Genomic DNA, 20,532 nt, shown 5'->3' on the forward strand with positions numbered 1-20,532 from the left:
TATGTTCTGAGGTAGCTATGGCAACTACTTCTTTAGCCTCCATTAATGAGAATGCAGGAAATTTTTCCCGAATATCTTTTACTGCAAATAATGGAAGTTTTCCCTGTGATATTGTTTCCTGTACAATTTCAAAGGGATTTTTATTGTCATATTATAAATCAAGGTATTTTACGGCATTGTCCATTTTTTTTATTCTTTAGTTTCTAAACATTTTGTTTCTTCCGGTCTTGAATCTTGAAATGTCTTTAAGTATTACCTCATCACCAGGATTAAAGTGTTTAAGCTCATTTATTATTTCTGAGCGGTTTTCTACTTTTTCAGCAATGATCTCATATGCTATTTTTCTTGTGACAGCCTGTAGTTTAGGGTCTTTCTTAAATTCATATTTCATGGCTTCCAGATAAGTGGCCTTTTTGTAAGCCGGAGTTTTCCCGTATATCTCTTCTATTTCCACTTCCAGTTTGTTAACGTCAAAAATATTGGCAAAGTAGTTATTCAGGCAGTTAAAGGCATCTTTATCTTCTTCCCAGCCTTTTAGCAATATGGATTGAGCTTCTTCCGGCTTTTCCATTTTCTTCCGGTATATGAGTGAAGCTTTTACCATCTGGTTATTGGTTGTATAATCCTCCGCCACCATCTGATAATAGATATGAGCATTTTTCAGATCATTGATCTCTTTATAAAGATCTCCTACTTTTTCTTTCTGCTCCATTTCTTTGTACAGGTCAATGGCTTTCTTGTACTGTTTTGCTTTTTCGTAGCAATTGGCTGCATCAGATTTGCTATTTAATTTTTTAAGATATACTGCTGCTGCTTCGTTATAGAATCCACCTTCTTCCAACATTTTTGCTCCTCTGTAATAGTCCTGTAACAGGTTCATATACACTTTTGCTGCTTTTTTATAATCTTTTTCGTCGATGTATTTCTGAGCCAGCTCTTCATATTTGCTTCGGATTCTGTCAAACAGTGAATTCTCTAAATAGAAGTTCCCTCCTCCGGCTCCTCCTTTTCCTGAGTTGCGTTCATTCTGTTCTTTATCTTTCAAAGCGGTAATGACCATCAGAATAATGAATGCTACAATTAAAAAGATCACCAGAGTTCCGACTACACTCCAGAAGCTTTCATGGAACAGCTGGGCTACAATTCCGATGACTTTAAACATGGCCAGCAGTACAAAAGCAGCCATGAACTTGTCTATAAATTTTTGTTTATTCATCATCATCAGAGTTTAAAATGGTTTTATCATCTCTGAACAGTCGGTAAAGCAGTACCATCACCCCAATAGCAAGTATCCATACAAACCAGTTGTAACCAAACATCTTGACCAACGGATAAAACAGATATACTAACATCGCAATAAGGATTACAATCAGAAAGAATTTCACCCATGCCGGAACATTATCTCCACCCAGATTCAATGATTTATTTTTAAACAGGAAGGAATACAATCCAACAGCAGCAATCATAAGAATTACCATGTACAGAATATCTGAAACCGGAGCATTCTCTTTCAGCGAATTGCCACCTGATTCCATCCCTTTTATTTTTGAATCTTTGATGGGTGACGGAGGTGACATATCGGCTAGATCAATGGTTCCGTACAATTTACCCAAAGAGTCCTGCATCAGAACCTGCTTTTTCTTTAAAAGGTATTTGACGACATCTCCATTCACAGGTTTCCCTCTGGTATACTGCTTTAAAGAGTCTGAAATTTTACGTTTCAGTACTTCACTTCTTTCTTTAATCTGTTTTGTTATTTTTTTGGTATAAATCGTTTTAAGGGAATCGCGGCTTTGCTGTTCCTTACTGCTAAGCTTTTGAATATCATGGCCAATGGCATTTACCTCTCTGCCTCCTTTCTTTTTATATTCTTCTTTTTCTTTTTTCGTTTTACTTTCCTGCAGACCTGCATTCAATAGTTCATTGGAAAGAACTTTCCTTTGATCAAAATACATCGAGTCTATCTTCTGATCTATTTCAGATACACCTGAATGAAACGCAATCATGTCTGAAGGAGCTTTTACAGCATCTGTTACAATGTTTCCGGAAGAAACCACATTTCCATCCTCTCCTGCATTATCTTTATCTGACGGCAAAGCTATTTTTAGCACAATAGCAATTACTATAACCATCCAAAATATTCTGCGGAAATTTTTAGTACCTGCACTTTCCTGCCTACCATTGGAACTACCGAACAGCCCTTCAAGCCAGGTGAATTTACTAAAACCGTCGCCTCTGGAAGTCCCCATGATATCTAAAGGAATTCCGAGTTCTATAGCTCTTTCAGGATATTGTTCAATGTATTTTAAATATTTTTCAATTTCTTTTTTGTTTCCGGCCATTACTTTCTTCAGGTCAAACGGCAGGCTGTTCATCCATTCTTCTTCGGTTTGAGGCTTCTGTAATGCTTCGAGCATTTTTTCATCATCCATCTCCACCGTATAGCTTTCTATAGTCTGTGGAATTTTAACCCCGTTCAAAGGTTTTCTGATTGTTTCTTCTATCTTTTCCGGCTCCTGAATCAATTCGATCCAATTGATCTGTTCTGATAGTTTTACCAATCCAAATTCAGGATGCATGATGAGGAAGTCTGAGTCTACCCCTTCCCATTCCTCCGGATTAACCTTTGGATAAAACGTAGTATTTTCGGGGATAAAAAGTTTGTTATCCACCCGTTGAAAATAAAAATTCTTTCCAATCTCCTGTGGGGGGTGGTCATAAAACACAAGAAAACATCCATACAATATATTGGATTATTGGCTGGAATAGCATAACATTTTACCTGATCTAAGTTTATTCCCAGGTTTTCCATTTCCTGAAGCCATATCAATAGTGAGGAACCTTTTATTAAAAGCCCTCTTTTAGGATATATATTTTTCGGAAAAGGTTTTATTCTAAGCTCCATAATCTAATCTATGCTATAACCTGGTCTATAAACGGCTTTAAATACTGATAATACATTTCTTCCATCGTTTTCACTTTCAATAAGTTCTGTTCCGGAAGATAATATTCTGATCCGCCAAATTCTGTCTGAGTTGCCAGCGCAAGAAATCCATAGGTTGTAGTCGGAATGTAAAACTCCTCTATTCCTTTGTTACTGCTTCTGAATGTCAGCATCCCACGGGAATCTGTGATGACCTCACTTCCGTCAGGGAAGGTATATTTATTTTTATTCTGTTCTGCAAAAACCCTGATCTCGTATCTGTTTTTGTAAAGGTTCAGGGTATTCTCATATACACTGCTTATTTCACATCCTGAAAAAACAAAGTTATCATGCACGTTAATCCCGATCTTATTAAAGTTACCGATAATTTTCAATCCGCTTCGGTTCAGTTTGGCGACTTCAGTCTCTACTTTTGCTGTATTTTTGTCTATATCCCTGTATTTGTTATCAAAAGGTTCTACAGAAGTATTTCCTTCTATATTTATCTTATATAACTGAGGATTAGCTGCCTGATGAAGATAAAAGCTTTGATCAAAATAGATCAGTTCATAAGCATCGGAGATATTTAGTCCCGTGATATTCTGATCGGAATACTCTCCTGTATTCAGATTAAGCTTGGATATTAATTTTTTAGCAGGCTGATACTGACAGATAATAAAGTGGTGCTGCTTATTTTTTGCCAGTGCAAACTGTCCGGTTGGCTTTACAGAAATGTCTTCAAACATCACTTCGCAACCATGGTAAGTCTTATAGTAATCATAAGAGTTCCTGTCATAATAATTATCCGAAAGATAGGTTTTCAGTAATTGCTTTTTTGAACTTAGTATAAAAAACTCTCCTTCATATAAAAACTGTGCAATCTTACTAACAGGTGTTGGGAAAAGGATTGGATAATTCAACGGAAGATTGGTTTTCTTTCCGCTCGAATTATTTACTGTCATTTTCTGCTGTGGCGGATTGGCCCACAGTTCATGGAGGGGAAGTTTTATTTTCTGGATATGTTTCCTTGTCCCTTTATGGTGTTTGTAAAAATTAATTTCTCCATCTGACGTGGTGGTCACCAAAAACTTAAGCCTGTCTCTGTTCTGATGAACTACTCTCAGAATATTTTCATCTTCAAGATTCTCCTGATGAGTGATGAAAAATACTTCAATATCTTTTTGAGAATATTCTTCATTAAAAAACTTTTCCAATGCTTCTGAAACTTCCAGCACCGGACCTACCTGATTAAGGTTTTCAATCACCATTTCCACTTTATTCAAGGAAATAGGAATGGCTGCCTGTCCCAAAGCCATCACTGTACATTCTGAATGGGCTTTCGGATGTTTAATGATGGCAATGGCTGATGCAAATGCCAGCACTTTTGGAGTTCCCCAGTTTCTCAGGGAAGTATCAATGAGAATAATTCTTTCAAAAATATTTTCTTCAGGTGGAATTTCTCTTTGAATGTATAAAGCTTCATTATTGGCTACACGGCTCATGAATACATCGTCTTCATTGGCAAACTCAGACAGAAGCATTCTATGAAAATCTCCTTTATTGGTCATATCAGAAATTCCTCCGATAGGTTGTTCTCCAGGGGAAAGATGACGCATCGGAATTTTCAGTCCACTCCAGATTCTTTTGATAAGGCTTCCTACCTGGAATGTTTTGGGTTCTTCTATCAGTTCTCTGATAAAGTCTTTATCTGTATCTGCAGTAGCTTCTTCCTCTACAACCTCATCATCCAGTTCCGGTTCTTCAATGAGCCCTTTCATAGCATCAATGATGGATTGTACAGTTGGAAATTTTTTGTTGAGATCCATTGCCACCAGATCTTTATTTAAAACAGATGGGCCTGCATGTTGTTTTTCTGCACTTACAGACAGATCCTGTGGCATTCTGGCATAAATCTTCAAATACGTTTTAGCCTGTGAAGAAGATATTCTGTTGTGACTATCTTTAAACAAAGTCTGCAACAGGATAATCTTATTTTGCTTCTGTTTATAAACTTTCGGAAGTGCTTTTATCTTTTCAAGAAATTCGATTTCTCTTTCTGCATTGAATTCAAAATTTCCACTACTGTAAAAATCCGTAGTATATCTTAAAGGGCCTGCAAAATCTGTATAACCATCCTGCATTGCATATAAAACCATAAGTAAAGCACCAAACGGCGGCCATCCCTGATCACAAAGCTCTTTCAGTATCTCCATGATATAAGGTCTATAAGCAATAGCTCCTACTCCCGGTATGGAGAGGAGGTTATTGTCGTTATATCCGGAATCTCCGGGAATATCTTCATCGGTTTTCCATTCCCAGAAGTAATTTTCATAGGATTGGAAATAAGCCTTTAATTCCATTCTCTTGATTTTTCGGTAAGACGGAATGAGCTTACAGATAATGGCCGGAAATCTGTGTTTTTTATTACAAGATAATTTCCGTTCTCATCCCATAAAAGCCATCCATCTGACATTTTATTATATTTCTGCTGTAAGAATGTACTCAGATTTTTAAACTCAAAATCATAACCGGAAGGCAAAAGATGCCCGTCTTTAGCCCAATATGTTTTTCCCGGAAGACTTAATAATGGAGTTCCTAAAAAAAGAGCTTTCTCTCCCATCACAGTCCATTCTATTTTCTCCAGTCTGAATTTTGGCAATGCTGCAATACTATCTTTTATATCCTCTATATCACTCAACAAACCTATTACGGAATGTTCTTCATCACTTTCCTTTAATCTGATCTGAACTTTTTCACTGATTCCGAAATAGTTTTGATTGGATGCAGGAAAAGTAAGCCGTAATGCCTTATCAATAGACATCCAAAGCAATGCTGTTCTCATTTTTTTACTGGGAACCAATGCTTCTTTTTTAAATAGCAGGCCATCGCGGAATTCGTACAGCAAAAGGTTAGGCAACTGATGAAGCTCTGAGGCTACAACCTGTTCTTCAGTAAAACCTTTGAGCCATATGGTTTCATCCTCCGTTGCGATCTGAACATTCTTCCAGTCTCTGATAGAGCCCAGATAGTCCTGATCGGCATGGGGAAGTTCTGCCCAAAATTCTTTTATAGGGTCTGAAGAATTTTCTGCCATAAGCTTTCAATTTCCTGCTGAATATATTGTTTTTGTTCCGGGTTTCTAATCCAGTCGCAGCGGGTCTGCAGGTATCTCAGTTTATCTTTGATCACGTTTTGCTCTTCAAAGCTTAGCTGACCCTGATTCCATTTATCCACAAGGATTTTCACATCTTTCATCACCTCTTCCGAATTGGGCGTTTTGTTATGCATAGCTTGTGGATGAGAATCCGGATGATCGTCTTTCTCAATAGTTCGGTTGACGATCCCTTCCAGTGTTTCAATCTGCTCCTCTGTATCCCAGATATGCTTTAACACCCAAAGGTCTGAACGAACGGCTTCGTTTCTTCCACAAATTAATGCACTTGCAGCAATGAGGTTCTGAAGTTTCACAGCTCTACGGTCCGAAATAGCAATTCCTGTGTTTCGCAGACTCATGATGGTATTCAGATATACTTCATAAATAGGTTTTAAATCTACCGTTCTGCACAGGTTCTGCAATTCTCTGATCTCATTGGCATGAATTTCCGGTACTTCTGTTTCTTCTTCATTTTCCAGCTTTCTTCCAGCTAAAAGTACCTGTTGCAGAAGTTCCGGATTGACATAATCTACATTGATTCTTACCAGAAAACGATCGAATAACGCATTCAGAGCTTCATCTTCCGGAAGAACATTACTTGCTCCTACAAACATCAAAGCGGGTAGATGTTTGGTTTCTTTTCCTCTTTTGAATACTTTTTCGTTAAGTGCCATCAAAAGTGAATTCAAAATCGCGGAATTGGCATTGAAGATCTCATCCAGGAAAACCATGGAAGCTTCAGGCATCATTCCTTCGGTATTGGTAAGAAGTTCTCCTTCTTTTAATTTTCTGATATCAAAAGGACCGAATATCTCATTGGGTTCTGTAAAACGGGTCAATAGATATTCAAAATTCTTTCCGTCCTTTACGGTCTTTGCCAATGTTCTTACAATGGCTGACTTCGCTGTTCCCGGGGGACCATATAAAAAGGCATTTTCTCTGGCCAAAAGACAGATTCCCAGAAGGTCTACAACGTCATTTTTACCTACAAAAGTATCTTTTACGTAGTTCAGGACCGTATTAAGTTTATTAATATTCTGCGTCATTGATTTTCTTCAGTTATTATTTTTAATTCTCTCCAGAATGCATCTTTGTACATTCCAAATTCTGAAATAAGCAATTTATTGATGAACGGAATTTCCGCCAGTCTGTAATCTTTTTTTTCAACAATTCTCTCCAGATATAATTTCCGGTAGGTTTTATCTTTCAGTTCTTCTTCCCAGTTCATCCCTTTCAGATCAAGTTCATACCCGACTCCTGAATAATGGAACTCTGTAAGGATATCTTCAAGCATTTTAAGGAGTGTATCTTCCGGATCTACTGAATTCAGGGCCATCATCACATCGGGTAGGAACCTTAATGATAAATCGGCTGACAGCATAGAGGAAATGTCTTTTGTCCCTTTAAATGTTGGAATAAAATTTTCCAGATTGTCAGCCGTATTTTCCCTTATCAAATACAGTTGTGCACTATGATAGAGTATTTTTGCGGCCCAGACAGCTGTTGATGTATTACAGATAAGTTGATCAGACAGAAATTCAAGCCTTTCTTTTTCAAACTCTGCTTCAAAATATACCTCTGCCTCCGCCTCTTCTTTTGGGGAGATGTTCCGGATGTTCGAAAAAAGAGTAATACATTCATTCTTCCTTAGCAGAAAGAGAGTGTCTAAGAATGGTGATTTGGTTTCCATCATATAACAAAAATAGAATTATTTCGTTGAGAATAAAATTTTTAAAGAAAGGATTGATATTAAATTATGCTGATGATGAAAAAATGCCGTTTTTATGTTTGATAATGCAGAGATTTCACTTTTAAAACCGGGTTATCTTGGAAAACGCAAGGGTGCGAGTTTTTCCATTTTGATATGTTTTTAAGGCGCCAGGATTTTATCTGCGATAAAATTTGTGAGTGTTTAGTTTATTGCCGTGAATTCACGAATGATTTTATTCGTGAATTCGTTGCATAAAACAGTCTACTTGCTGAAAATTTTGGATTTTCCTGTATCTTAAAAGCAGTATATTATTTAAAATCTTTGTACCCTTGCGTTTATAACAATAGAGGTTTTATAAAAAGAGATTGCTTCGTCGCCAGCGCTCCTGTAGTGACGGATTAGGCTACTATTTCAATAATATTGTTTTCCGGATCCAGGATGACGCTTTCATAATATCCGTCACCTGTTGTCCTGGGTTCACTAGCGATCGTATACCCATCTTTTCTTAAAGTCTCTGTAAGCTCGTTTACTTTTTCTTTGCTTCCTGCAGAGAATGCAAGATGGATGATTCCAAACTGTTGAAATTCATAGGAATTTTTATTTTCTATAAGGTCTGGCCTGGTCATGATTTCGAGACGGCTCCCGTTATCAAAACTTAGAAAGTAGGATTGAAAATTTTTGACAGGATTATTATATTTTCCATTGGAAACGGCTCCAAAATATTTTTCATAAAATACTCTGGATCTTTCAAGGTCTTTTACCCAGACTGCAACATGTTCTATTTTCATTTTTAAAATTTTAAGAATATTAATAATTGCAAAAGTAGCTGCCGGAACTATGGCATGTCCGCTCTCTGTTATTCTATCTTTGTTCTGTATTTACTGATTTTATTTTTTTACCCTAAAGAAATAAAGTTTCAAAATCTCACCTTCAAAGTCCGTAAACAAAGTATTTATTTACAACAAATTATACATTATTTTCTGATAAACCAGCTTTATCATTTCACTTTCCACAATGATAAGGTCAATATAAAAGTTATTATATTTGTGCCATTCAAAATAAAGTTATGAGTATTCACATCAGTGCTAAAAAAGGAGAAATTGCTAAAGTAGTATTGCAGCCGGGGGATCCGCTTCGTGCACAGTATATTGCTGAAAATTATTTAGAAAATGCAAAACTGGTAAGCAAAACCAGAGGTATCTTTTATTATACAGGTCTTTACAAAGGTAAGGAGATTACTGTAGGAGCCAGCGGAATGGGATTCCCTAGTATCGGGATCTATTCTTTTGAGTTATATACAGAATATGAAGTAGATACGATCATCAGAATCGGAACATGTGGGGCTTACAATACAGACCTTAAGCTTTTTGATATTTTAAATATTGAAAATGCTGCCAGCGAAAGTACCTATGCTAAATTTGCATGGGGAATTGAAGAAGACCTCCTTCCTCACCAGGGAAATATCTTCAATACGATCAATGAAACGTCTAAAGAACTGTCTCTAGATGCTAAAGCAATCAATATCCACAGTAGTGATATTTTCTACAGAAAAGATCCTAACACTCCAGAGATTGCTACAAGATACAACTGTCCTGCGGTAGAAATGGAAGCTTTCGGATTGTTTGCAAATGCTCAGCACTTAGGTAAAAATGCTGCGACTATTCTTACAGTAACTGACATTATCCCAACTCATGAGAAAATTTCTGCTGACGAAAGAGAAACAGCTTTGAAACCAATGATGGAACTGGCATTAGAGTCTGCAATCAAAAGTTTATAAGAAAAGGCTGCCTTTTCAACAATATAAAAAAAGAGCTTTACTGTATCAGTAGAGCTCTTTTTCATAGTCTGAAAAAATTCCTGGCGGTTTCTGTGGTTTCGTCTGCAACTTCAGAAATGCTGATCTTCTTCAGTTGGGCAATGGTCTGTGCCACATAAGGGAGAAAGGAGGGTTCATTTCGTCTGTTCTGCATTCTCGGCATATTCTTCGGAAGCATGAATGGTGCATCTGTTTCAATCATCATTCTGTCCAGAGGAACATATCGGATCACTTCTTCTAAATGTTTAAATCTTTTCTCATCGCTGATGGCTCCGGTAAATCCGAGATAAAATCCCTTGTCCAGATATGTTTTTGCTTCATCCAGGGTTCCTGTAAAGCAGTGTACGACGGCTTTCGGTAACTTCGAAAGATAATCATCCGTTATTTCATTAAACCTTTTAAAAGCAGATCTTTCATGAAGGAAAAGAGGTTTATCAACTTCTATTGCCAGTTCCAGCTGAGCCTTATAGCATTTCTCCTGAACAGGTCTTGGTGAGAAATCACGATCGAAATCCAATCCGCACTCACCTACTGAAATGACATGCTCCTTCTTCAACAGTTTTCTAAGCTCATTCATACTTTCATGATTAAAAGATTTTGCATCATGCGGATGAATTCCCGCTGTTGAAAATAAGACATCAGGATAATCTTCTGCTATTTCCGCTGATTCTTTACTTCCACGGATGCTTGTTCCAGTGAGGATCATATAGTCTACTCCATTATCTAAAGCACGGTTAATGATTTCTTCGTGTTCATTGTAGAACTGTTTATTGGTTAAATTGATACCAATATCAATGTATGTATTCATTTGTTTTAAGATTTTTGTGTTATTATTAGGCTGAAAGATGGGAGTTGTAAGATGGAGGTTATGAAGGTCATAAAAAATGGCTATTATTTTTTTATTGCTATTAATATTTATTTTACCGTGGACCTCAGTAATCATATGATTACAAACAACTTCCAGCTTCACTCTTCCATCTTCCAGCCTCTTATTTGAAACTAGTTATTATTTTGTCCGGGTTACAATTTCCCAGTTTTCGTTTTGGTTAGGATTAGATTCTTTTGTCATGACCAGTCTGAAATTGAGTTCGCCTTTATTTTTATTGCTGAAGATATTAAAGGACAGGTTTCCTACGTTGATGTTATCTTCAGACATCTTATGATTCAGATAATAGTTCTGAATAACGGAAAGGTCTTTCTGAAGAATGGGACTTGTATTTTTAGCTAAAAAATTCAGGAACTGATTGGCTTTTTCTCCAATGGATTTTGAACTTGTGTCTGCTGTTTTATAGGTACCTTCAAAAATAATCTCCAGATTATCACATCCGGACAGTTCTGCTGAAGCTTTAAAACCATCAGAAGCATATTTTTCCTCTATTGTTTCCGTATAATTATGCCTGTCGATACTTCTGTGGTGTTCCGAATCTGGATTAAAGATTTTTTTATCTTTCCATTTAGCCAACGTACAGCTGGTGAGATAAGATTCTTCGAAAACATTTCCGTCTTTGTAAACAAAAGAAAGATCTGTAGATTCAAGGCTGTCTGTCGGTTTATTGTAGGAACGGTAGTTCTGCTGTGCTGTTGCTTTCAGTTTTCCGCCTTCATAGGAGATTCCATCCAGAATATTGTATGAAAATGGAGCTGATTCCTGTATTTCATGTTTTTCACTGATCTTATGGTCTTTTCCCATAATGATATATAAAATCTCGGAATTGGTGTTGGCATTTCCACCCAGCATTCCTTCGGAATTTCTTTCTATGATATAGTCTGTAATTCCATCATTATTAAAATCATCAGAAGCTATTTTATGAAAGGTCACTGTATATGGATCATCATCATTGCGGAAGGAAACAATATAATTTTTATAATCTATTTCTTCAGGTTTTTCATCACCCACTTCTTCATCCAGTAATACTTTCAGAATGTCAAAGTTTTTTTGTGATTCTGAAACAGGAACAGGTTTTACGGTCGCTAATGAATCTTTCTTCCCAACAGGTTTTCCGTTTTCTTTTCCTTTGCAGGAGAACAATGCCAATGTGACTATTGAAAGTAAAATATATTTCATAAGATGTGATGTATAGGTTTTATTTATTTTAAAAAGAAACAGACAGGGATCGAACCTGTGACTCTCCATCATTCTGGTATGCTTTTCCGATTAAGCTACTGTTTCTTATTCTATATTTCTACCTCTAAAAATCCAAAATATTCGGCTGGGGTAAGAACTCTTGGAAATCCTTGGGGTATTATTTCTTTTTTCAATTCACAGATTAAAATATTTCCCTGCCTTTTCACACATTTTATGTGAGGAATTATATTTTCATGAATTCTAAAGGTTGATGCAGCAGCTGTAAGCGCATCTTCACTATATTCTTTTTCTATCCAGTGCCAGTGCTCTTTTTCTGTAGAAGGACATGAACATTTTAAGACATAAGAATAACGTTCCGTATTCCAACTATTTAAAGATCTTAATGCAATATTATCCAGTTCATAAAGTTCATAACAGTTGAGTCTTTTTACCTGTACCTTATTTCCCTGTTCGTCATATTCATGATGAGTCAATTCTATATCTTTTTCGCTGATCTTTGTTTCCTGAAAATGTTTCATCACAATACCGGCATCTGCATACAGGAAACATAATGCCTGAAAATACCGATCTTTTGAATGAAGGAAGTCTTCAGCAGCTACAGGGTCTACCATATCCCAAAGCAGATCTATTTTCTCCAGGATTTCAGCAAAAAGAGGCGTTTCATAGTTTTCCCATTTTGGATATTCCCGGATCATAAAGCTTTGAAAACTGTTATATTTTAATTTAAGAACAGCAATAAACTTCCTGATACTATAATGCTGGCACTTATCTATAAAATAAAAACCATTCTTTGAAATGATAAATATATTTTTGGTAATGTACAGCCATTCATTAATTTTAAAATAAACATTGTCTGCCAGATGTTCATCTTTATTGTATAAATAGTCTTTAATCTTTTTCAGTACCGGAAATGAGTATGAAGGTTTTATGACATGGCCGCCCCATCTTCCGAGATATTCTAAAGATTTTAAATCTACATCATGAGAAGGCCCTTTCCCCGTGATACGTTTCAGTTTATCAAAATGTCCTCCAGCCTGTCTGTTTATAATAATATCTCCTACTTCTGTAAGGTTGCACGCTATGGTTTTCGTAGCATTCAATAAACCTGTTACTTTTTTCAGTTTTGGAAGGTGACAAGTCTCAGAACCATAATTATTAAAATATCCATTTACTTCACTCAGAACAGGAATATTTGCAGCAGAATTCATACCTACCAAAATACTTCCCGATCTCTCCAAAAGAGGTAAAGAGGCATAAGAGTTATTTTGCAGAGTGATATTCTTACTTTGCCTCAGCAGAGGAAAGAATGCTTTTGTTTTTTCAAGCTTAATGTTCCCCATCATCTTCTTCAGTCTTGAAAAATCATGCGTAAAATGAAAACCATCTTTATCCCTGCATTTAATACTGAGATCACCCTGAATAATTTCAAGATTAGGAAAAGAAACATTTTTCCCAAGAACGTTGATCTTCCCGTAGATTTCATGATTCTGAATCACGATATCATCACCAAAAATATCGACATTAAACATCCCGTTTTCCGGAAGCTGATCTGCTTCATGCTGATGGTAAATAAGAATAACATCGCTTCTCTTTTCCAGTTTTTGATTTCCAGCAAAAACCTTCGCCTTTTTTAAAGAAATACTTCCGCCAATATTTTTCAGATTTTCAAAGTTGAAATCAATGATGCATTTAAAATGTCCTTTTACCGTTTCCAGTTGATTTATTTCTGCCTGACAATGGAGCATAAAGTTCTCGTCAACGGTTTTCAATTGAGGTAAAGAGCAGTTCTCTGCATCTATAGAAAGTGACCCTTTTACCTTTACCAGATTAGGAAAATGGCAATTTGATCCACGCAACACAAGATTTCCATTAAGCTCATCAATATTCCATGTAATATGTCTGGCATATACCTCAACTGTACTCTCCTGGGTAGGATCTATAACCTGAAGATCTTCTTCAGCGAAAATCTTATATTTTTGTATGGGATCAATAGTAGTATGCATTTTTCATGAATTTTGTGATGGGATTATATTCGTGCTGAACGTATTTCACAAAGTATTCACTTTCGATCTGCAGTGGCTTTTCCTCTTTATGAAAGACCTGTGCATCTCCTGAAACTTTAAAAGTTTCTGTACTTCCGTCTTTGTCTGTAATTCTGATGTCTGATGCTTTTAAAAGATGTGGATTTCCTGTATTTTCCAGACAGTATTCTTTGTAACTTTTTGTGTTTTTATAATAAGCGGAAGCATCCTTTTTAATCTGTTCTGTTTCTTGCTGAGGAAATGAATTTTCCGGAATACTGTTCGCATCAGCTTTCTGTATGTTGTCCTCTGAGAGAGGATTTTCTCCGAGAGTCTTATTTTTAAAAAAGTTTATTATTTTATTCAACATCATTTTTATTTTTAAGCTCAGATCATGTCTGAATGATGAGGCAAAGTTATTCCTCAAAAACGCAATCTTTTTGCGCAGTATGAAAATATTAGTTAAATAGGTTGGAAGATGGGAGCTGGAAGAAGGAAGTTATAAAGATCAATTCTATTTCTCTTTTATATCCTTAAAATCTATAAAAAGATGGTTAGAAATTTCACGGCAAAGAGTAACTTCCAGCCTCCTTCTTCCAGCTTCCAGACTTTATTCATTGATAAATTTTTCAAGAAATCCAATCAGCTTTGTACCGCCGTGACTCCAGCGGATTCCATGTCCTTCTTTTTCTCTTACTTCAAAGACAAGTTCGTGCTTATAATGAAAGAAGACATTCCACCAGGTTTTATTTTCAAGGATATAATGAATTTTCTGCATTACTTTTTCCTGCTTCTGCCGGTTATTTCCTTTCACTTCACCCCAAAAATTATCATCCATTCGTCCGGTATGCTTTTCCCAGGCGCGCTGTGCAATGGTAATTTCTTCATTAAAAGGTTTCTGGCAAGCTTCAATCAACACAGAAGTCAACGGAGGAACAGCCCTTTCGTCACGGATGCTGGCTGAGGTCAACCTTTGTCCTAAAACAATCAGCCAATCTTCAAAAGATACTTCTTCCAAATGCTTTGCTTTACCCTCATCAGTATCGTTACTTATCAAAACATTAACAAACTGATTAAATATTTTTTCCCTGTTAATCTCAACTTCTTCATTAAAATACGGGAGATTATACTTCAGAGTTTTATCCTGAAATTTTTGAATATTCTCCGACAGCCCCTTTAGATATTCTTCCGCTAAAACCGCCTGATATTTTTCTTTCCAGCCTTCTGAAAGTAAAGAAGTGTATTTTTCAAACTTATTCATCGTAACATTGTATCAGATTAACGGACAGGTTTTCTTCTTTGATAAGATAAGCAATGAGATTGAACCACTCTTTACAGTGATCCAGAATCCAAGCATCCGAGGAAATAATGATTCCTGAACTTTCAGCCAGAAATTTATCCGGATTATATTGTAATTCGCCTTCCCAGTTGAACTGATTTTCAACGGCAAAATCAAGTACTATTTGTTTAATTCTTCCACTGTTGGAAACCGGTTGGTCGAAAATCCAGACTAATTTCTGAATCTGAGCCTTTTGAAAAAAAACAGCAACAAGCTCTATTGCCCTCTGCGTTTGATTCACCCGTTTATAAGTTCCATGAACACCGGAAAGATCCCGGAAACAGCCATCGACACCTTCAAAAATATACGCTTCGGATAGCAGGCTTTCTAATAAGATCAATACATTGAAACCGTCAAGATAAACCGTTTTATCTTTCAGATCTGAAATTTCCAACAGCTTTTCTTTCCTGTTCTGAATCTGCCCGTCAGATGCTGAAGCTCCACGCAATACCTGTATCTGTCTTGTCTTTAGTCTATACCTGTTTCCAACAAGATCAGATCCAGCTTTTTCTGCATATCCTCTTGTCAGCAGGTACTGCATATCCTGAACTGCCAGTCTCAGCTTGCTGATCTGTTTTTCTAAACCAAACAGGGTGTCATCACCTGTATTTTTCCCTCGGTTTCTGTTATTCATACTCAAAAATAGAGTTTTTAGAGATAAAATTCTCACAGATTTTGCACAATCATCTGAGAGAAATAAGATTTAAAATTAATAGATTTCTTAATACTTTACCTTTAAAATTCGGGAAATCATTGTTTCGTGCCAGCAGTTTATTGTACTTTTAGGGAAAATGCACAAAATCATGAAAATACCCAGATCCTTTTTCTTTGTTTTATTATTCTTTTTTTTCTGCTTGTGCTTTCAAAGCTGTGAAAATAAAGTAAAAGAAAAGATAACCAACCTTGCTGGTTTTACTAAAGCTCAGGAACCACTGAAGAATGTTGATACTTTTGACAAGAATACTAAAACGATCCATGTTCTGGTTGCTTTATGTGACAATAAATATCAGGGAATTGTTCCGGTTTCTGAGAAAATAGGAAATGGTCAGGATCCTGACCAGAACTTGTATTGGGGGGCAGGCTATGGCGTCCGGACTTACTTCAAAAAGAGTAAGGAATGGAAGCTTTTAAAGACCGAAAAAAAGGATTCTATAAGAATGGAAAGGCTTATTTTCCAGCATACTTCAAAGAAAAATCATTATCTGGTTGCTGATGCCTATGATGGACAGTATATCAAAAACTGTACAAAGGACTTTCTCTACAGCAGTTCGGGACAGATGAAGGATATACTTTCCATTAATAATACTAAAATCGGACTTTACGGAAATGCTAAACTTGTTTCTTACATAGGCCATGACGGATTAATGGACTTCCAGTTATCAGAGTCTTTTAAAAATACAGATAAACAGACCAGGGACTGTATCATTTTAGCCTGTTACAGCAAAAGATTTTTCTCACCACTGTTACAGGAAACCAAAGCTAATCCTTTGGTGTGGACCAGCCATCTGATGGCTCCTGAAGCCTATATCCTGCATGATGCTTTAACAGGGTACCTCAATAATGAATCGGGTGAACAGATCAGAAGCAGAGCGGCACTAGCCTATTCAAAATATCAGAAATGCAGTGTAAAAGCAGCAAGAAACCTTTTGATAACAGGTTGGTAATACTGTTATCTTCAGCTCAATCTACCATCGGTTATATTTTTTACAAGAAAAGAGATGTTTCATACAACACTTTTGATGTTTATTAGGGATAAGTTTGCAAATACTTAAAAATACTCTTATGAATACACTGAAAAAACTTTGTTATCTATCTGCGGCGATACTTTTATCAGCCTCTTTCGTTTCGTGTTCAAGCGATGATAATGAAATTATTATTGAACAACAGACCCCTTCACAGGTTCTGGCTTCTACTCCATGGGAAACTACCGGAGCAAAGGATAAAAATGGAGCTAACGTAGCTTTAACCGATGCCAGCGTAGCAGGTTATGTAGGATTTGCCTACTTCAAAGCAGACGGAAATTTTGCCATTTACAACTTAAATGATGTATTGAGATCACGAGGAACATGGTCTGTAGATGCTCAGGGAAAAACGAGAACTATTGCTGCTTTAAATCCGGATGGAACTGCTATTTTTACCCGAGATGTTGATATTCTTGTTTTAAACAAAAATGAATTCACTTACAGAATCCGTCCTAACGCTGTTGATCCATCAGTTTATTATGACATTATCCATATGAGAACTCCTCATGCGGAACCAAAAAACGGACAGCTTACCTTAGCTTCTACTCCATGGAAAACTACAGGTGCAAAAGATAACGTCGGAGCTGCTGTAGCTTTGGATAATGCCAGTGTAGCAGGTTATGTTGGATATTCTTACTTCAAAGCTAACGGAACTTTTAAAATCTTTGGATTAAATGATGTTCTACGATCCCAAGGAACATGGACTATTTCTCCTGATGGAAAAACAAGAACTCTTGTTGCTTTAGATGCTAACGGAAATGTACTTTTTACCCGTACTGTAGATATTCTTGTACTGAACGAAACTACTTTTACTTACAGAATTACTCCTGATGCAACTAACCCAACCGTATTTTACGACATCATTCATACTAAGGATTCTCACAAAGAACCTCAGTAATGATTATTTTTTTTGATAATAAAAAAAACCTGTTCAGTAATGGGCAGGTTTTAATTTTATTGGTTAAGTGAATTACTTATTTTTATTCTGAATAGAATGAACAGAAACTGTCCACTGAGTTCTAAACTATTTATACATGCTATTCTTACCAATATTCTTCCCACCATTTTTTCCAGGTTACATTTCCTAACTGATCCAGATCTACTTTTTCACCTATCAAAGGTAAAGTAATAGGCTGATTATTATCTTCTGCATTTTTAGCAGCTAATTCCACCGGTTCAAACCATGGATGCTGGGCAAGTTTGAATTTTGAATGATGAACAGGAATAAAATTTTTCGCTTTTAGCTCTTTAATTTCACCAATCAATTGATCCGGTAATGTATGAATGTAGGGCCATTTTTCGTTGTATTGCCCACACTCCATGACAGCGAGATCAAACGGACCGTACTTTTCTCCAATTTCCGTAAAATGATTTCCATAGCCGCTGTCACCACCTAAAAACAGGTTTTTGGCAGGTGTTTTCAGGACAAAAGAGGTCCAGAGGGAAATATTCCGGTTCAGTAACCTTCCGGAAAAATGTCTTGCGGGAGTCAGGGTAATTCTGAAACCATCTGCAATATCTACACTTTCCCACCAGTTTTTTTCAATGATCTTTTTCGGTTCCCAGCCCCAGTATTCAAAATGCTGTCCTGTTCCTAATCCACAAATTACGGTTTCCACTTTATCTTTTAATTCTTGTACGGTTTTGTAGTCCAGGTGATCCCAATGATCGTGGGAAATCAAAAGAAAGTCTATATCCGGCATATGTTCCGGTTTGTAATAATCTGCTCCCGGAAATGCTTTAATAGATCCTGGCATAGGTGAAGCGTTTCCGCTGAAAACAGGATCTATCAGGAATTTTTTACCATCCACCTGTATAAAGTATGAGCTATGCCCGAACCATACCAGAGCATTTTCTTCCGGGTCAAGGGTTTTCAGGTCTGTTATGACAAATGGAAGAGCCGATTTGGGGGAGGTGTTTTCCACTTTACACAAGCTGTTTAGAAGGGCTTTAGTCATACTTTCTCCTTCCAATAAAGGCGGAGTGATGAGTATATTATGAAATCTCCCATTGGCATAATTGGGTAAGGTGCTGAAGTATTCCTTTCTTTTTTCATCAGGAAACTGCCCGAGCTGTTTTACTAAATTCATTTCCTTATTTTTTTACATTCTGAGCCTTTCTTCTTCAAGATCCAGCCTCGTTAAATAATGTCTTATATATTCTTCATCAATATTAGGATTGCGTCTGTTTTCTTCCCGAAGCCAGATGCGTTGCTGCTCAAGGGTTTCGAAATAAATTTCTTTGGCGTCTTCTGATAGTTTATGGATAGAATCTTCTTTATCTTCCTGCTCCCAACGGTCCATTAGTTTATTAAAATATTCGTTTTCATTTCTTCGTTCCTTATAGTTTTCATCAAGAAATCTGAAAGCTACTCCTCGCATTTCTTTTCTTAAATAATGTTCGGATTCTTCTTCAGAAAGATACCCACTTCCGGTATCGGACAGATTAAGTTTTTTGATCAGTGAAGGTAACGTAAGCCCCTGGATAATCAGGGTTGCCAGAATTACAATAAAGGTAATGAAAAGAATCAGGTCGCGATGTGGAAAAGGCTGACCGTTTTCCATTACTACAGGAATAGATAGAGCTGCTGCCAGTGAAACTACTCCACGCATTCCTGTCCAGCTCATCAGTATAGGAGCTTTCATCCCAGGATCTCTATCTGCTACATTAATGAAGTTTCGCATAATCAGGGTAACGAATACGGCTCCAAAAGAGGATAAAAAGCGTACAACAATCAGTACTGCTGTGATCAATAATCCGTAACCAACTGCGTTGAAAACGCTTATTCCCTCTTTCTCAAGCCCTACCATAATTTCCGGAAGATCTAAGCCAATTAATAGAAATACAATTCCATTAATCAGGAAAACAAAACTTTCCCATACATTGGAACCCTTCAGCCTTGATTCTGAGGTCCGGAAAATTTCATGTCTTCTGATAGACAGAAACAATCCTCCACTCACCACAGCCAATACTCCGGATGAATGTACTTCTTCAGCAGCAATATACATTACATAAGGGGCCACTAAACTGAGAATGGCATCCATATTGACATCGGTGGGAAATATTTTTTCAATTTTGAGAAAGATATAGGCCAATACAAGACCTATTCCCAGTCCGCCAAATACCATCCATCCAAAGCTCACCACGGCATCCTGCCAGATAAACTGTCCGGTTGCTACAGCTACCATTGCAAATCTGAAAATGATAAGAGAGGAAGCATCATTGAAGAGACTTTCACCTTCTAAAACGGTAGACAGATTTTTAGGAACTTTTACAAATTTTAAAATAGCTCCTGCGCTCACCGCATCCGGTGGAGAAACTATCCCTCCCAGTACAAAACCTAATGCTAATGAAAACCCAGGAATATAAGAATTAGCCACAAAAGCTACTGATATGGCTGTAAGGAATACTACAATAAAGGCAAAACTGGTGATAATCCGCCTCATTTTCCAGATTTCCTTCCATGAAACAGCAAAGGCTGCTTCGTATAATAATGGCGGTAAAAAAATGATAAATATAAGTTCAGGATCAATTTTAAGGGGTGGTAATCCGGGGATAAAACTGATAAGCAGTCCTGCAATAACCAATATAATGGGATATGCTACTCTTAAACGATTCGCCAGCATAATGGCTCCAATGATCACCAAAACCAACCCGAGATAATAAATAAAATTTTCTACCATTTGTTCTTCAATTAATTGTGTACCTCTAATGTATATATTTTTTTGATAAATATGGTT

Annotated in this window: 19 protein-coding genes and 1 tRNA gene; 3 read left to right on the top strand and 17 right to left on the bottom strand. The window is 36.7% G+C overall.

Annotated features, from left to right (window positions below; translation table 11 throughout):
- Window positions 1-196: 196 nt before the first annotated feature.
- From DRF65_RS17135 to DRF65_RS17165, 8 genes are all read right to left on the bottom strand, one after another.
- A complete protein-coding gene (locus DRF65_RS17135; protein WP_228438766.1) occupies window positions 197-1,222 on the bottom strand; it encodes a soluble NSF attachment family protein in 1,026 nt (341 codons plus the stop codon).
- Window positions 1,209-2,699 (bottom strand): nicotinamide mononucleotide transporter family protein, encoded by a 1,491-nt coding sequence (locus tag DRF65_RS17140; protein ID WP_262511439.1) that lies wholly within the window; start codon window positions 2,697-2,699, stop codon window positions 1,209-1,211. The genes DRF65_RS17135 and DRF65_RS17140 overlap by 14 nt, the downstream gene beginning before the upstream one ends.
- A complete protein-coding gene (locus DRF65_RS29120; RefSeq protein ID WP_262511438.1) occupies window positions 2,597-2,905 on the bottom strand; it encodes a hypothetical protein in 309 nt (102 codons plus the stop codon). The genes DRF65_RS17140 and DRF65_RS29120 overlap by 103 nt, the downstream gene beginning before the upstream one ends.
- Window positions 2,906-2,913: 8 nt before the next feature.
- On the bottom strand, window positions 2,914-5,283 hold the full coding sequence (locus DRF65_RS17145) for a hypothetical protein (RefSeq protein ID WP_115971975.1): 2,370 nt from the start codon (window positions 5,281-5,283) through the stop codon (window positions 2,914-2,916).
- Entirely contained in the window at window positions 5,274-6,017 is a 744-nt protein-coding gene (locus DRF65_RS17150; RefSeq protein WP_115971976.1) for a hypothetical protein, read from the bottom strand. The genes DRF65_RS17145 and DRF65_RS17150 overlap by 10 nt, the downstream gene beginning before the upstream one ends.
- On the bottom strand, window positions 5,990-7,123 hold the full coding sequence (locus tag DRF65_RS17155) for an AAA family ATPase (RefSeq protein ID WP_115971977.1): 1,134 nt from the start codon (window positions 7,121-7,123) through the stop codon (window positions 5,990-5,992). Before DRF65_RS17155 ends, DRF65_RS17150 begins: the two co-directional genes overlap by 28 nt.
- On the bottom strand, window positions 7,120-7,770 hold the full coding sequence (locus tag DRF65_RS17160; protein ID WP_228438768.1) for a hypothetical protein: 651 nt from the start codon (window positions 7,768-7,770) through the stop codon (window positions 7,120-7,122). Before DRF65_RS17160 ends, DRF65_RS17155 begins: the two co-directional genes overlap by 4 nt.
- A 416-nt stretch (window positions 7,771-8,186) precedes the next feature.
- Complete coding sequence (locus DRF65_RS17165; protein WP_115971978.1) at window positions 8,187-8,576, bottom strand: VOC family protein; 390 nt, start codon at window positions 8,574-8,576, stop codon at window positions 8,187-8,189.
- Between the two features lie 278 nt (window positions 8,577-8,854).
- On the opposite strand from DRF65_RS17165, the gene deoD reads away from it, so the two are divergent.
- On the top strand, window positions 8,855-9,565 hold the full coding sequence (deoD, locus tag DRF65_RS17175; RefSeq protein ID WP_115971980.1) for a purine-nucleoside phosphorylase: 711 nt from the start codon (window positions 8,855-8,857) through the stop codon (window positions 9,563-9,565).
- 61 nt (window positions 9,566-9,626) lie between these two features.
- Here the strand turns inward: deoD and DRF65_RS17180 are convergent, their stop codons facing one another.
- The 7 genes from DRF65_RS17180 to DRF65_RS17210 form a co-directional block, all read right to left on the bottom strand.
- Window positions 9,627-10,412: a TatD family hydrolase gene (locus DRF65_RS17180; protein ID WP_115972010.1), complete on the bottom strand. Its 786-nt coding sequence runs from the start codon at window positions 10,410-10,412 to the stop codon at window positions 9,627-9,629.
- A gap of 198 nt (window positions 10,413-10,610) precedes the next feature.
- Entirely contained in the window at window positions 10,611-11,669 is a 1,059-nt protein-coding gene (locus DRF65_RS17185; RefSeq protein ID WP_115971981.1) for a hypothetical protein, read from the bottom strand.
- A 34-nt stretch (window positions 11,670-11,703) separates the two neighbouring features.
- Window positions 11,704-11,774, bottom strand: a tRNA-OTHER gene (locus tag DRF65_RS17190).
- 5 nt (window positions 11,775-11,779) lie between these two features.
- The gene (locus DRF65_RS17195; RefSeq protein WP_115971982.1) at window positions 11,780-13,693 is read right to left on the bottom strand and encodes a hypothetical protein; all 1,914 of its coding nucleotides are present in this window, start codon (window positions 13,691-13,693) and stop codon (window positions 11,780-11,782) included.
- On the bottom strand, window positions 13,677-14,084 hold the full coding sequence (locus tag DRF65_RS17200) for a hypothetical protein (RefSeq protein WP_123947374.1): 408 nt from the start codon (window positions 14,082-14,084) through the stop codon (window positions 13,677-13,679). The genes DRF65_RS17195 and DRF65_RS17200 overlap by 17 nt, the downstream gene beginning before the upstream one ends.
- A 237-nt stretch (window positions 14,085-14,321) precedes the next feature.
- On the bottom strand, window positions 14,322-14,972 hold the full coding sequence (locus DRF65_RS17205) for a hypothetical protein (protein WP_115971984.1): 651 nt from the start codon (window positions 14,970-14,972) through the stop codon (window positions 14,322-14,324).
- Entirely contained in the window at window positions 14,965-15,684 is a 720-nt protein-coding gene (locus DRF65_RS17210) for a DUF434 domain-containing protein (protein ID WP_165852251.1), read from the bottom strand. The genes DRF65_RS17205 and DRF65_RS17210 overlap by 8 nt, the downstream gene beginning before the upstream one ends.
- A gap of 169 nt (window positions 15,685-15,853) precedes the next feature.
- Between DRF65_RS17210 and DRF65_RS17215 the strand changes: the two genes are divergently transcribed.
- Window positions 15,854-16,714, top strand: a complete 861-nt coding sequence (locus DRF65_RS17215) for a hypothetical protein (RefSeq protein ID WP_228438770.1) — start codon at window positions 15,854-15,856, stop codon at window positions 16,712-16,714.
- Window positions 16,715-16,832: 118 nt separating this feature from the next.
- On the top strand, window positions 16,833-17,690 hold the full coding sequence (locus tag DRF65_RS28525; protein ID WP_165852252.1) for a DUF4822 domain-containing protein: 858 nt from the start codon (window positions 16,833-16,835) through the stop codon (window positions 17,688-17,690).
- Between the two features lie 145 nt (window positions 17,691-17,835).
- On the opposite strand, the gene DRF65_RS17225 is transcribed toward DRF65_RS28525, so the two are convergent.
- Together DRF65_RS17225 and DRF65_RS17230 are read right to left on the bottom strand one after the other, a co-directional pair.
- Window positions 17,836-18,882 (bottom strand): MBL fold metallo-hydrolase, encoded by a 1,047-nt coding sequence (locus DRF65_RS17225; RefSeq protein WP_115971986.1) that lies wholly within the window; start codon window positions 18,880-18,882, stop codon window positions 17,836-17,838.
- Between the two features lie 12 nt (window positions 18,883-18,894).
- A complete protein-coding gene (locus tag DRF65_RS17230) occupies window positions 18,895-20,475 on the bottom strand; it encodes a Na+/H+ antiporter (RefSeq protein ID WP_115971987.1) in 1,581 nt (526 codons plus the stop codon).
- Window positions 20,476-20,532: the final 57 nt, after the last annotated feature.

It is taken from the genome of Chryseobacterium pennae, assembly GCF_003385515.1.
Classification (GTDB): domain Bacteria; phylum Bacteroidota; class Bacteroidia; order Flavobacteriales; family Weeksellaceae; genus Chryseobacterium; species Chryseobacterium pennae.